Raw genomic sequence first — 13,705 nt, 5'->3', positions numbered from 1 at the left:
CCGGCGGGTGGATGAATCGTCTCCTCCAGGACTACCGGGTGGTGCTCCTCGATCAACGAGGCACGGGCCAGTCGACCCGCATGGACGCCCAGGCGCTCTCTCACCTGGACACGGACGAGGAGAAGGCCACGTACCTGCGCTACTTCCGTCAGGACCAGATCGTGTATGACGCGGAGGCGCTGCGCCACGAGCTGTGCGGCGATGACCCGTGGACGACGCTCGGCCAGTCTTTCGGCGGCTTTATCACGACCTCGTACCTGTCGCTGGCTCCCCAGGGCCTGAAGGCTAGCCTGATCACGGGAGGCCTGCCCGGCCTCGTCCATGTGGATGACATCTATCGCCTGACGTATGAGCGCACAGCAGCGCGCAACCGCGCGTACTTTCGCCGTCACCCCGGGGACGAGCGCACGGTGCGCGAGCTGTGCGCGCATCTGGCGAACACGGAGGAGACGCTGCCGACGGGTGAGCGCCTGTCCCCCGCCCGCCTGCGCATGATCGGCATGATGCTGGGCGGGCAGGGCAACACGGATCAGCTGCACTACCTGCTCGAGGGTCCGTGGACGTCGGTTCGAGGCGAGCGCAGGCTCTCGTCGCAGTTCCTGGCAGCCATCGGCTCGCAGGTGGACGTCGCGCCGATCTACGGCGTGTTCCAGGAGTACATCTACGCGTGCGCAACGCCGTCTCTGGCGGGCACGGCGACGGCATGGGCGGCAGATCGACTGGCCGAGGAGATCCCGGGCTTCGCGAAGGACGCGGACCCGCTGGACGAGAGCGAGCCGTTCTACCTGACGGGCGAGCACTTCATGCGCCGCGTCTTCGACGAGGACCCGGGCCTGGCACCACTGAAGGGCGTCGCCGAGATCCTCGCCTCGACGACGCAGGCCACCCCCGTGTACCTGCCGGACGTTCTGGCCGAGAACACGGTGCCGGTGGCCGCTGCCGTGTACTACGATGACATGTTCGTGCCGCGCGAGCTATCCCTGGACACGGGTGACCTGATCGGTGCCCACCACTACATTACGAACGAGTACCAGCACGACGGATCCGCCTATTCGGGCGGAAAAGTCGTCTCTCACCTGCTGGACCTGCTCGCGGACTGACCCGCGTGCATTCGACGCCCCCGCCACCCGCTCAGCGACGCTCTGTGAAAGGACTGACCATGACCTCGCCCTGCTCCTGCCCTTGCCCCCTGAACCTCTCGATGACGCCAACGCGCGCCGCGGGCCTCGCGGTCGGCACGGGGGCGACCATCGCCTGGTACGCGCTGCCCGATGTTGTGCGCTCGCGCCCGCTGCGCGGCCTCGTGAAGGTGGGTCTGCTCGGCGCGATGGGCTGGTCGTTGGTGTCGCTCATGCCCGAAGGAGACGAGCTACCCCCGTACGACGATGAGACGGATTGCTCGGAGGCAAAGACCGAGGACCCGCTCGATGGGGTCACGGAGGCGGAGCCGCGCGAGCTGGCTGTCCTGGCGGGCGCGGTGCTGGGGTCGGCGGTCGTGACGGTGGCCGTGGAGCGTTGGCTGTTCCGCCGCGGTGAGCGCCGCCGCGCCGCGGGCGTTCGTCTCGCTCACACGAGGCAGGGGCTGGCTCTCGGGGCCCTGGAGGCGGTTGCAACCGTGGCGACGCTCGCTGGCGAGGGGCGGGGCAGCTGTCCGACCGGCGCGTAGACGTGCGGTGCCGGGCCGTACGAGGCCTGGGCGAGCAATGTGCGACCCGCGCGGCTGACGGCGCTCCGGTGTCGGAGTTCCGCGGTCGCGCGGGCGTGTGTCTTGCGCAGGGTCTGTGCTGCGTGCCCGTCAGCGCTGATACGTCCGAACGACCCAGACGGCTGCGTGTGCCAGGCCCCAGCCGCAGGCCATGATGAGAATCGGGAGACCCACGGCAGCCCACCACGACGAGGCCCTCCCCACGAGCGCCAAGACCGCCCAGATGAGCGGAGGCAGGGTCATCATGATGGTGGCCAGTGTCGCCATGATCGAGCTGACCGGGAGCTTTCCGTAGATCCTGATGAAGGCTGCGCGGGGACTCATCCCGAGGGCCTTGCCGAGCTTCGCGGTGTCCGACCTGAAGGATCGGGCCACGCGAGACACAAAGGTGAGGGAAGCAAGCAGACCGATCACGACGGCGACCGTGCGCAGGCCGACCGCATACACCAGGCCGGCAAAGAGCCACGCGACAGCGTACCGAGTGAACACGTACACGCACGCGCTGAGCATGTTCCCGAAGACCATCCAGTTAAGTTGGAGCGCAACACCGCCCTGGTCGGGGTCTGTGGCGAGGATGTCGGTGTAGAGTCGGGCGCTCTCGTCGGCCTCGTCCTTTTGCTTGATCCGCGCGAGTGCCTTGCGCGCGTGAAGGTCGTCGGGTTCCATCTCGAGGATACGCGCGTAGACCTGTTCGGCTTCCGGGGAGCGCTTATCGTGGAGGACATCCCCGAGGTTGCCCAGCACGTAGACGTCTTCCGGGGCTTGACGTGCGGCTTCACGCGCGACGGCTTCGGCTTCTTCTTTCCGACCGTTGCGCAAGAGGCTGATCGCGTGAAGGGACTGGTACGGAACCCAGTCGGGATCGAGTTCGATCAGGCGTGACGTGTGCTGAAGGACGGTCGCGTCGTCCGGCTCGACGATGGCCAGCCAGAACAGCGCGGTGTCGTTGTTGGGTTCTGCTTCGAGGGCTCGCCGCGCGCAAGCGTACGCCTCGTCCTTCTTGCCCAATCCCGCGAAGGCGTACGCGAGGAAACAGTTGACGGCCGCAACGAGAAGAGGGGTCGTCTGCGGGATCGTGGCAAGGAGCTCGACGGCCTGTTCCTGTCGCCCAAGGTCGATGAGCGCCTGGGCGCGTTTAATCTGCTCATGGGCGGAGCTTTCGCCTGACATCGTGTCCTTTCGTCGGCAGGGGCAGACCTGGAAGGGCGGTCACAGCAGCTTGTTGGCCTTCATGTAGGCGGCCAGGTCGTCGTATTGGCCGTCACGGTTGCCGTATTCGACGATATTGCGCGCCGACGCGAACCACGGACCCGCGCTGGGGCGCACCTGCTTGAGGGCGTTCGTAAAGTCCTGCATGGTCATCATGCGGACGGTGCCGGTGCGCAGGGAGTCCATCATGGCGAACTCGGCGGCGCTGTCGACCAGGTGGGCCAGGTCCGCGCCGGTGAATCCGCTGGTCTGGCGCACGAGGACACCCAGGTCGATCCCCTCCATGGGCCTGTCCTTCAGGTAGTGGTAGAGGATCGAGTGACGCGCGGGCGCGTCGGGCGGCAGGACGGCGACGGATCGGTCGAAGCGCCCGGGCCTGCGCAGGGCGGGGTCGACGTCCCACGGCGTATTGGTGGCGGCCAGAATGAACAGTCCTTCGTTGTCGGCACCGATGCCGTCCATTTCCATGAGGAGCTGGTTGGTGACGCCTCGCCACGCGGCGCTGGTGGATTGGCTGCGCTTCTGCCCGATGGCGTCGATCTCGTCGAGGAAGAGGACGACGGGCGCGTGCCTGCGGGCGGTGACGAACAGGGAGTGGAGGTTCGCTTCGGAGTTGCCGATGAACTGGTCGAGGATGTCGGTGAGGGTGACGTTGATGAAGGACGCACCGATCTCGCCTGCGAGCGCACGCGCGATGTAAGTTTTGCCGCATCCCGGGGGGCCGTAGAGCATGAGTCCGCCCTTGAGGCTCTTGCCGTAGAGCCTGCGGAGTTCGGGGTTGCGCAGGGGTGCCAGGAAGGCCATGTTGAGGCGGTCTTTGACGTCTTGCATGCCGCCGACGTCGGCCAGGGTGGAGGTGGCGGTTTCGACATCCCACACGTCCTCGGCGGCGGGCGGTGCCTCGTTGTAGACGGGTTCGGCACCGTTGACGAAGGCGGGCGCGGGGCCGCCGACCTGTTCCTCGGCGCTGCGCCAGTCGAAGCGTTGGGTCTCGCTTTCCCGGGTTGGCTTGTTCGACGAGGCCGGGGTCGCCTCTTCGGGTTTCCTGCCCGAGGCCTGGGTGGCCTGCGTGGGCACGCTCGGCTCGGGTGAAGCGGGTGCGAGTGAAGCGGGTGTGGGCGCAGCGGTGGTGGGCGCAGTCGGCGCGGGAGCAGCGGAGGGTGCCACGGCCTCGTGACCGGGGGCGGGCACACCGAGTGCGGCGCGCATGAGGGCGGTGGCGCGTTCGTTGGTCGGCTCGGACGCGAGGACGATACCGAGGTGGGGGACGGCGTCGGCACCTCGCCCGTCGGCGATCAGAAGTTCGGCGAGGTGCAGGCGCAGAGGTGTGTCCCCAGGTCGCTCGGCGACGACGGCCGTGAGGGAGTCAATGAGGGGATTGGTCATGCCCGCAAGCCTACCGGTTGCTTGCCTCATCTCCGCCCCGAATGCGACGGCGGGCGGCTTACCCGATGCCGTTCATGAAAGCTATGAGGAAGAAGCCGGAGATGAGGGAGACGCGCATGAAGAGGAAGACGCGGCCACCCAGCTCGGTGAATCGGGTGCACAAGCGCATGAAGGTCAGGCGCACGCCTCGCGGCAGGGTCCGATTGAACGCGGCGATTTGGTGACCCACGTAGAAGTAGACGCTGACGATGGCGGCGACGTACAGCAGGAAGACCCCCCATCGGGCACCGGGAAAGACTCCACGGGCGACGAACAGGTAGAAGAGTCCGCAGCACAGGGCGGCGATGGCGGCACCCTTCCAGGCATTGGTCAGCACGGTGCGCACGCGGCGCAGCATGGTGCGGTAGGCGGTCGGCACAGGCGGCGGCCTGAATGTCGCGCCGGTAACAGGCGTCCTCGCCGACCACGTCGAGAGCTTCGAGGATGCTCAGGGCCGCCCGGTAGTCGCGGGCGGCAATCGCGGCCTCAGCGTCAGCGAAGGTGGGCGTCGTCATGGCCGATACGATACCGCTCCGCCCGGCGTCTCGTGGGCGTGTCCACGAAGACCCATGCGCGTCCGTGAGTTTGTCTACGAGAATCGGCCGGGGCTTGAGAGCACCCGACCCACCCCACGGGTATCCTGGTGGGAGCACGCGAGGTCGCCCCGGCCTCGTCGATGATTCATCCCACGCAGGAGGAGCCCATGGCGACCGAGCCCGTGTTCGAGGCCATCAACTGGAACAAGATCCAAGACGACAAGGACCTTGAGGTCTGGGATCGCCTGACGGGCAACTTCTGGCTGCCTGAGAAGATTCCGCTCTCCAACGACCTGCCGAGCTGGAAGACCCTCACCAAGGACGAGCAGCTCATGACGAACCGCGTGTTCACGGGCCTGACCCTGCTGGACACGCTGCAGGGCACGGTCGGCGCAGTGTCGCTGATCCCGGACGCGCGTACCCCGCACGAGGAGGCCGTCTACACGAACATCGCGTTCATGGAGTCGGTGCACGCCAAGTCCTACTCATCGATCTTCTCCACCCTGCTGTCCACGGAGGAGATCAACGAGTCCTTCCGCTGGTCGAACGAGAACGCGGCCCTGCAGAAGAAGGCTGAGATCATCAAGTCGTACTACGACGGCGACGACCCGGAGAAGCGCAAGGTCGCCTCGACGATGCTCGAGTCCTTCCTGTTCTACTCGGGTTTCTACGCGCCCATGTACTGGAGCTCGCACGCCAAGCTCACGAACACGGCCGACCTGATCCGCCTCATCATCCGCGACGAGGCCGTCCACGGCTACTACATCGGCTACAAGTACCAGCTGGCCGTGAATGAGTCGAGCGAGGAGCGCCAGGACGACCTGCGCGACTACACGTACTCGCTGCTGTACGAGCTTTACGAGAACGAGGAACAGTACACGGAGGACCTCTACGATCCGCTGGGCCTGACCGAGGACGTCAAGAAGTTCCTGCGCTACAACGCGAACAAGGCACTCATGAACCTGGGGTACGAGGCCCTGTTCCCGCACGACGCGACCGACGTGAACCCCGCGATCCTGGCGGCCCTGAGCCCGAACGCGGACGAGAACCACGACTTCTTCTCGGGTTCCGGCTCGTCCTACGTGATGGGCGAGGTCGTGGACACCGAGGACGAGGACTGGGACTTCTGATCCTGCCGACTCGCGGTCGGGCTGCACGCAGCCCGACCGCGTTGTATGTGCGCGGCCCGGCGGTATCGTCCGTGGGTGCCGCACCACAACGGGGTGCCCACCGTACGATGGGCGACATCACGATGCGTGACTACTTGGCCAGTACATACTCCCTGCGGCGCATCCAGCCACATCCCGCGGCGAGGGCGAGCAGGCGCACAGGCCTCGTTATTAGCGTTTCCATCGCTGGTCACGGTGATGCGGTAGGTGACAGTGATGCTATCGATCATCCCGTCATCAACCGCATCAAGGCTCTTGTTGAGGCACAGGTTCGAGGCCTGCAGCTGGTTGATGAAGGTGCACGTGATCGGTAGAATTATGGGGCTACCTGAGCACTTGCGCCCAACTACTGAGGTTTACTACCCTTCAGTTTTCCCCTCTCATTGACCCATGATCGACAACTTCTCCACACGCCCTTACCACTCCCCCAGTTAACTTCCTACACAAGCACGTACGGACCCGCCCTCACCGCACCCCATCACGAGGACGACAGTAGACTTAGACCGCGCTCCAAGCGCAGACCAACATGACACCCACCCACTCAGAACCCCGCACATTGTTACCTATCACACACTTAATGTCACACATGCAACATGCACATCATATGTCCCAGGCGCATCATGTCGGAGTATTCCCCGTCATAACGCGCATCTCGTCAAGTAGATAGAGGGGCAGCCGATCGCGAACATCCCGCTACTTACAACCACAGCACCACCCGCGGCAGTTAGACTGGGACCGGGAGCGGAATAGCTTCCACACCGACCGTACGTCGCGCACGCAGCGCGGGGGAATGAGGAGAGCACGACTATGAGTATCTTCGACCGCTTCGAGAATGCCGTGGAGAGGGGCGTCAATGGCGCCTTCTCACGCGTGTTCCGGTCGGGGATCAAGCCCGTGGACATCACCACGGCGATCCGCCGCGCCATGGACGATTCCGTCCAGGAGGTCTCCGCCTCACGCATCATCGCAGCGAACCACTTCACCGTCTATGCCTCACGTGAAGACCTCTTCTCTCTCGAAGCCTCCCTCGACGTCCTCGCCGACGAGTTCGCCCAGCAGGCCACCGAGCACGCCTCCAACAACGACTACTCCCTCCTCGGCCCCGTCAGCATCGAATTCGTCGCCGACTCGACCGAAGCCGCCGGCACCCTGAAGGTCGCCGCCGAAAACCGCAGGGGTGCCGCAGCTCCCGCCACTGCCTCGTCCGCCTCCCCCGAACACCCCATCATCGACATCGACGGCGACAAATGGCTGCTCACCGAACCCGTCACCGTCATCGGTCGCGGCTCCGAAGCCGACATCGTCGTCAACGACTCCGGCGTATCGCGCCGCCACCTCGAACTTCGCATCACCCCCACCGGAGTGATCGCGACCGACCTGGGTTCCACCAACGGATCCTTTGTCGAAGGCCATCGCATCGATGCAGCAACCCTGCTCGACGGCAACCAGATCGTTATCGGACGTACCAAGATCCTCTTCTGGACGCATCCTGACCAGAGCGGAGTTTAATGAAGTGACCACTGACCTCGCATTTACCGTATTCCGCATCGGGTTCCTGGTGCTGCTCTGGCTCCTCGTGCTCGCAGCCGTCAACACGCTGCGACGCGACATTTTCGGCACCGTCGTCACCCCACGCGGCAAGGGACGAGACAAGGCCGCTTCCCGGCGCAAGGCCTCGCGCACCCGGCGCAAGGAGACGAAGCGGACCTCCACCAACCCGCTGATGCCCAAAGACCTCCTTGTCACCGGCGGGCCGCTGGTCGGCACCATGCTGCCCCTCGGCGAAGCACCCATCGTCATCGGTCGCTCCCCCGCGTGCACCCTCGTGCTCGAAGACGAGTATGCCTCCAGCCGCCACGCAGCGCTCACTCCGCAGGCCGACGGCTGGTGGATCGAGGACCTCTCGAGCCGAAACGGCACGTTTATCGACGACGAGCGCCTGATGCAACCGCGTCAACTCAGAATCGGCGATATCATCCGCATCGGCCAGACAACTCTCGAATTGGTGGGTTGATATGCCAGGGAAAGCCGTTCAATTCCACTATGCTGCCCGCTCTGACGTGGGCCTCGTGCGCTCCAACAACCAGGACTCCGGCTACGCCGGAGCGAACCTGTTGGTCCTCGCCGACGGCATGGGTGGGCCTGCCGGCGGCGACATCGCGTCATCAGTTGCCCTCGCGCACCTGGTCCCCCTCGACACCGACTCGCACCCCGCAGACTCCATGCTGCCTCTCCTGCGCGAGGCCCTCCTCGACGCCCACGAGGAACTCACCGACCGCTCGAGCCGCGACCGCGACCTCGAAGGCCTGGGCACCACCTGCATCGCCCTCATGCGCTCCGGCAACCGCCTGGCCATGGTCCACATCGGAGACTCCCGCGCCTACGTGCTGCGCGGCGACACGCTCACTCAGGTCACGACAGACCACTCCTTCGTGCAATACCTGGTCGACACCGGCCAGATCACGCCCGAGGAAGCCGAGCACCACCCCAACCGCAACGTCGTCCTGAAAATCCTCGGCGACGCGCAGGCCGACGTGTCCCCCGATGAAACCATCCGCACGGCCGTCGTCGGCGACCGCTGGATGCTGTGCTCCGACGGCCTGTCCGGCCTCGTCTCCCCCGAGACGATCGGCCAGGTCATGGCTGATTTCGCCGACCCCGGCGAATGCGCCGAAGAACTCATCCGCCTCGCCCTCCTGGGCGGTGGACCCGACAACATCACGTGCGTCATCGCGGACATCGTCCCGGCCGGATCCTTCCCGCCCGCACCCCCGCAGATCGTCGGTGCCGCTGCCATCGACCGCAACGCCAAGTCGCGCGGCGGCCAGGGAGCGGCTGCGCGCGCGGCCGCGCTAGGAGCCAAGGCCTCGGGCCACGGTGCCGACTATGATGCCAGTCCCATCGAACTCAAGCCCCGCACCTCCTGGTGGACCCCCATCTTCGTGTCCCTCATGACCGTCCTCGTGGTAGCCGCGTCCTGGCTGTCCTGGAAGTGGACGCAAACGCAGTACTACGCGATCGGCCAGGACGGATACGTCGTCATCTACCAGGGCATTCCCCAGGCCATCGGCCCCTGGCGCCTCTCCCACGCCGTCGAAGTTTCCGACGTCGCGCTCTCGGAGCTGTCCCCCGTGGACCGCCAACGCCTCGACACTCCGGTGCTGCGCTCCTCCCGCGAGGAAATCGACGAGTACATTGAGGGCCTCAAGCATTCCGCCGTCACGCCTCCGACCGGGCACATCGGACCCGTCCCGCAGTCGGGTGAGGTACAATCCGGGGCCCAGAGCGGAGAACACTTCTGATGGCAACCGTCTCGATCGCCCCCGCTAAGCCGCGCCGATTCCTTGAGCTAGGCCTCACGGCCCTGGCCCTGGCCGTCGGCATCTCCGGCTACGTACTCTCCTCACTAAACCTGACGAAGACCCTGCCCGCGAACCTGATCCCTCAGATCGGGGTGCTCATCGCCCTTGCGATCATCGGCGAAGTCGGCATCCACTTCCTGGCACCCTACGCGGACCCCGTCATCCTGCCGATCGCGGTGGCACTGACGGGCCTGGGCCTGGCGATGATCTACCGCCTGGACCTGTCCTACGCGAAAAACGACGAGGCCGAGGTCGGCTACAAGCAGGCGCTCTTCGTGGGCATCGCAATCGTCGTCGCCGCCATCATCCTGATTTCGCTACGCGACCACCGCATGCTGCGCCGCTACACCTACACCTTCGGCGCACTGTCCCTCTTCCTGCTGCTCCTCCCGATGATCCCCGGCCTCGGCCAGGAGACCTTCGGCGCGCGCGTGTGGATCCGCCTGGGTCCCGTCTCGATCCAACCCGGTGAGCTCGTCAAGATCACGCTCGCCATATTCTTCGCCGGATACCTGGTCACCAACCGTGACAATCTCGCGATCGGCGGCAGCAAATTCCTGGGCATGCGCCTACCACGCGCCCGCGACCTCGGCCCCATCATGATCGTCTGGCTCATCGGCATCGCGATCCTCGTTCTCCAACGCGACCTTGGCACGTCGCTGCTCTTCTTCAGCCTGTTCGTCGCAATGCTGTACGTGGCCACCAACCGCGTATCCTGGCTGTTCATCGGTTTCACGCTCTTCGCCCCCGCCGTCGCCCTCGCCGTCCGCTTCTTCTCCCACGTGCAGACGCGCTTCAACGGCTGGCTGCACGCCTTCGAACCCGAGTTCTACTACGGCGGTTCCTACCAGCTTGCGCAGGGTATTTTCGGCCAGGCATCGGGCGGCCTCATGGGTACCGGATGGGGACGCGGATATCCGGACCAGGTTCCACTGGCCAACTCCGACTTCATTCTCTCCTCCCTGGCCGAGGAGCTGGGCCTCACCGGCATGGCTGCGATCCTGATCCTGTACCTGATCCTCATCCAGCGCGGCCTGCGCGCAGCCCTGACGGTGCGCGACGGATTCGGTAAGCTTCTGGCCACCGGTCTAAGCTTCTCGCTGGCCGTCCAGCTCTTCGTGGTGCTCGGTGGCATCACCCGTCTCATCCCGCTGACGGGCCTGACGGCACCGTTCCTGGCGGCCGGTGGCTCCTCAATGGTGTCCTCATGGATAACCGTCGCACTGCTGATCCGCGTGTCAGACGCTGCCCGCCGCCCGGCGTCCACGCAGTCCCCGTGGAACTCCGGTATTCCGGCGGCACTGGGGGTGAACGAGTAACGCATGAACGCACAGATTCGCAAGATCTTCGTCGTCGTCCTGATCATGTTCGCCATGCTGGGCTTGGCGATAACAAACACGCAGTTCATTTCCGCGCCCTCGCTCAACGCAGACCCGCGTAACGTGCGCACGACCCGCCACGCCGCGGAAGTCGACCGCGGACCCATCATCGTGGAAAAAACGGCGATCGCTTCCTCTGAACTCGAAGAGGACTCCAATCGCTACACGCGCGTCTACGACGAGGGTCCCCTCTACGTATCGGCCACGGGCTACTTTTCAGCAATCGGCTACGGGGCAACCGGCATCGAGGAAGCTGAGGCGGACGTTCTCGACGGCCAGTCTCAGACTCTGCTCGGGCAGCGCCTGCGCAACCTCCTGACGGGCGAAAAGCGCCAGGGCGGCGGCGTCGAGCTGACACTGAGCGCCTCCATGCAGCAGGCGGCAGCCACCGCGCTCGGTGACCGCAAGGGTGCCGTTGTGGCACTGGACGCCAAGACCGGCGCGATCCTCGCCCTCTACTCCTCCCCGACCTTCGACCCGAACACGCTGGCTTCCAGCGACGGGGGCTCGGTGAGCGATGCCTACGCGGCGCTGGAAGCCGACCCGAGGAAACCGATGCTCAACCGCGCGATCTCGGAACGCTACGCGCCCGGCTCGACGTTCAAGGTCATCACGTCCATCGCCCTGATCGAGAATGGCATTGCCAATCCGGACACTCACATGGCCTCGCCCGTAACAACAACCCTTCCGGGCACGGTCACACAGGTTTCCAACATCGAATCCTCGACCTGTGGCGACGGCAACCCGACCCTGACCGAGGCATTCGCACGCTCGTGCAACACAACGTTCGTGCTGGCCTCCCAGCAGCTGACGAACCAGCAACTCACGGACGTCACAAACCGCTTCGGTTTCGATCATGAACAGCAAATCCCGCTGACGGTCATTCCCTCCGTGTTCCCCTCCGACGCGGACCGCGCACAGCTCGCCATGAGTGCAATCGGCCAGTACACGGTCCAGACCACTCCCATGCAGATGGCCCAGGTCGCGCAGACGATCGCCAACGGCGGCCAGATGATGGCGCCCTACCTGATCAAGCAGATCGTCGACGCTGACAACCAGACCATGCGTAAGACGAAACCGACGGACGCCGGTCGGCCGATCTCCGCCGACACAGCCTCGAAGCTCACCAGCATGATGCAGGCCGTCGTCTCCCAGCCGTACGGCTCCGGTACCCCGATGGCCATCCCCAACGTGTCGGTGGCAGCCAAGACCGGAACCGCCGAGACCGGCGAGGGCGACCGCGCGAACGCGTGGGCCATGGGCTTCGCCCCCGCAGACAACCCCCAGATCGCCTTTGCCGTCATCGTCGAAGGTGACGACAATGTTCCCGCGCCGCACGGCGGAGACGTGGCCGGCCCGGTCGCCCGGGCCGTCCTGGAAGCGGGGCTCCAGTGAGTGTCCCGCGCATGACATCCGGTGCCGGCCGCGTCCTCGGAGGCCGCTACACACTGCTCACCCCCATCGCACAGGGTGGAATGGGTGAAGTGTGGAAGGCCCGCGACCGCGTCAGCGGCCATATTGTCGCCGCAAAGGTTCTACGTCCCGAGCTGACAGGCGAGGAACTCTCGCTGTCGCGCCTGCGCCTCGAGGCCCGCAACTCGATGTCGATCTCGCACCCGAACATTGCGAACACCCAGGATTCGGGTGAAGAAGACGGCATCGGCTGGATCATCATGGAACTCGTCGACGGCTACCCGCTGACGGACTATCTGCGCGGTGGCACACGCATTGAGCCCGAATACCTCATGCCGATCCTCGTGCAGGTCGCGATGGCGCTCGGTGCCGCCGCACGCGCAGGCGTCGTGCACCGCGACATCAAGCCGGCGAACATCCTCGTTCGCCCGGACGGCATGGTGAAACTGACCGACTTCGGCATCTCCCGCGCGAGGGACCAGGTCAATCTGACCGCCGCGGGCATGGTCATGGGTACCGCCCAATACCTGCCGCCCGAACAGGCGATGGGCGAGACCGCCACGCCCATCGGTGACCTCTACGCCCTCGGCGTCATCGCTTACGAGGCCGCCGCTGGCCGGCGCCCCTTCACGGGCGAAACCCAGGTCGACATCGCGTTCTCGCACGTCAACGACCCGGTGCCTCCACTGCCGGACTTCGTCCCCGAGCCCCTCGCCGACGTCATTTTGCACCTGCTGGAAAAGGACCCCGCGAAGCGCCCCGAATCCGGTGCCGCCGCCGTCCGCGAGATCGCCGGTGCCGCCAAGGCCATGGGCATATCCGTGACACCTCGCCCACTGCCGCTGCCCAAGGCCGCGCAGCTCGCCCCCGAGACGCGCACGCCCGTCCAGCCCTCCGTCCCGATCCTCGCACCCGTGCGTCACCTAACTCGCCGCACGCTCCCCGACGAGATGCTCCAGCCCCCGTCGGGCCTCGTACCCCACGTGAGCGCCGCGACCGGTCGCCACGCCGTCGTTCCCCGCATCATCGACGAGGCGACGACCGTCGCGCCCTCATCCTCGATGATCCCGATCACAGGACGCCACACCATGCTCCCACGCATCATCGACGAACCCGCACCGCCACCGTCCACCAACCCCCTGTCTCCACCCACGCGGGTGCGTCGCATCATCCCCGATACGACCGGCGAACAGACACTGGTGTCCGGTTCCGTGCGTTCCCTGACATCTACGGGACGCCACACGGTCGCTCCCTCGAACCCACAGGGTCCGATCTCGACCTCGATCCCCACGCGCGTCGTCTCCAAGCCCGCGGCGGTTCCAGAATCACTCTCACCCCGCACTGCGAAGACCCCCACCACCAAGACCCCCACCGCGAAGGCCGCGGTGCCAACTGCGACCCCCACTCCGGCCACGCTTGTTGACCCGTCGCAGGCGGCTACACCGACGAAGCCCGTGGCGCGTCACACGGCCGCCGAACGTCCGGCAATGCCCGCGCGCCCCACGGC

The 13,705-nt window shown here is 65.7% G+C and carries 13 protein-coding genes; 10 read left to right on the top strand and 3 right to left on the bottom strand.

Annotated elements, in window-relative coordinates; all coding sequences use genetic code 11:
• Together HMPREF1136_RS01045 and HMPREF1136_RS01040 are read left to right on the top strand one after the other, a co-directional pair.
• On the top strand, window positions 1-1,100 hold a 1,100-nt coding region (locus HMPREF1136_RS01045; RefSeq protein WP_034504322.1), incomplete at its 5' end, for an alpha/beta fold hydrolase.
• A 59-nt stretch (window positions 1,101-1,159) separates the two neighbouring features.
• Window positions 1,160-1,666: a peptidase S9 gene (locus HMPREF1136_RS01040; RefSeq protein ID WP_232204145.1), complete on the top strand. Its 507-nt coding sequence runs from the start codon at window positions 1,160-1,162 to the stop codon at window positions 1,664-1,666.
• 129 nt (window positions 1,667-1,795) lie between these two features.
• Here HMPREF1136_RS01040 and HMPREF1136_RS01035 read toward each other — a convergent pair whose 3' ends face one another.
• From HMPREF1136_RS01035 to HMPREF1136_RS01025, 3 genes are read right to left on the bottom strand one after another with little or no spacing between them, the layout of a single operon-like run.
• The gene (locus tag HMPREF1136_RS01035; protein WP_009647445.1) at window positions 1,796-2,875 is read right to left on the bottom strand and encodes a tetratricopeptide repeat protein; all 1,080 of its coding nucleotides are present in this window, start codon (window positions 2,873-2,875) and stop codon (window positions 1,796-1,798) included.
• Between the two features lie 39 nt (window positions 2,876-2,914).
• Window positions 2,915-4,300: an AAA family ATPase gene (locus HMPREF1136_RS01030; RefSeq protein ID WP_009647444.1), complete on the bottom strand. Its 1,386-nt coding sequence runs from the start codon at window positions 4,298-4,300 to the stop codon at window positions 2,915-2,917.
• A 58-nt stretch (window positions 4,301-4,358) separates the two neighbouring features.
• A complete protein-coding gene (locus HMPREF1136_RS01025) occupies window positions 4,359-4,718 on the bottom strand; it encodes a hypothetical protein (RefSeq protein WP_009647440.1) in 360 nt (119 codons plus the stop codon).
• Between the two features lie 324 nt (window positions 4,719-5,042).
• Here HMPREF1136_RS01025 and nrdF point away from each other — a divergent pair, with 324 nt between their 5' ends.
• From nrdF to HMPREF1136_RS10210, 8 genes are all read left to right on the top strand, one after another.
• Window positions 5,043-6,005, top strand: coding sequence for a class 1b ribonucleoside-diphosphate reductase subunit beta (gene nrdF, locus HMPREF1136_RS01020; RefSeq protein WP_034504317.1), 963 nt, complete (start codon window positions 5,043-5,045; stop codon window positions 6,003-6,005).
• Between the two features lie 122 nt (window positions 6,006-6,127).
• Window positions 6,128-6,358, top strand: a complete 231-nt coding sequence (locus HMPREF1136_RS10805) for a hypothetical protein (protein ID WP_156791817.1) — start codon at window positions 6,128-6,130, stop codon at window positions 6,356-6,358.
• 493 nt (window positions 6,359-6,851) lie between these two features.
• Window positions 6,852-7,553 carry an FhaA domain-containing protein gene (locus tag HMPREF1136_RS01010; RefSeq protein WP_009647442.1) on the top strand — a complete coding sequence of 234 codons (702 nt, stop codon included), beginning with the start codon at window positions 6,852-6,854 and terminating at the stop codon, window positions 7,551-7,553.
• Window positions 7,554-7,557: 4 nt separating this feature from the next.
• The gene (locus HMPREF1136_RS01005) at window positions 7,558-8,058 is read left to right on the top strand and encodes an FHA domain-containing protein FhaB/FipA (protein ID WP_009647439.1); all 501 of its coding nucleotides are present in this window, start codon (window positions 7,558-7,560) and stop codon (window positions 8,056-8,058) included.
• A 1-nt stretch (window position 8,059) separates the two neighbouring features.
• The gene (locus HMPREF1136_RS01000) at window positions 8,060-9,346 is read left to right on the top strand and encodes a PP2C family protein-serine/threonine phosphatase (protein ID WP_034504313.1); all 1,287 of its coding nucleotides are present in this window, start codon (window positions 8,060-8,062) and stop codon (window positions 9,344-9,346) included.
• Window positions 9,346-10,725, top strand: coding sequence for an FtsW/RodA/SpoVE family cell cycle protein (locus tag HMPREF1136_RS00995; protein ID WP_009647447.1), 1,380 nt, complete (start codon window positions 9,346-9,348; stop codon window positions 10,723-10,725). The genes HMPREF1136_RS01000 and HMPREF1136_RS00995 overlap by 1 nt, the downstream gene beginning before the upstream one ends.
• A 3-nt stretch (window positions 10,726-10,728) precedes the next feature.
• Window positions 10,729-12,180 (top strand): peptidoglycan D,D-transpeptidase FtsI family protein, encoded by a 1,452-nt coding sequence (locus tag HMPREF1136_RS00990; protein ID WP_009647443.1) that lies wholly within the window; start codon window positions 10,729-10,731, stop codon window positions 12,178-12,180.
• An 11-nt stretch (window positions 12,181-12,191) separates the two neighbouring features.
• Window positions 12,192-13,705: serine/threonine-protein kinase (locus HMPREF1136_RS10210; protein WP_009647438.1), on the top strand; the 1,514-nt coding region annotated here is incomplete at its 3' end.

Origin of the sequence: Actinomyces sp. ICM47 (assembly GCF_000278725.1) — a bacterium.
Lineage (GTDB): Bacteria > Actinomycetota > Actinomycetes > Actinomycetales > Actinomycetaceae > Pauljensenia.
The sequence above is the reverse complement of the archived record's forward strand: the minus strand, read 5'-3'. Positions and strand labels throughout refer to the sequence as shown.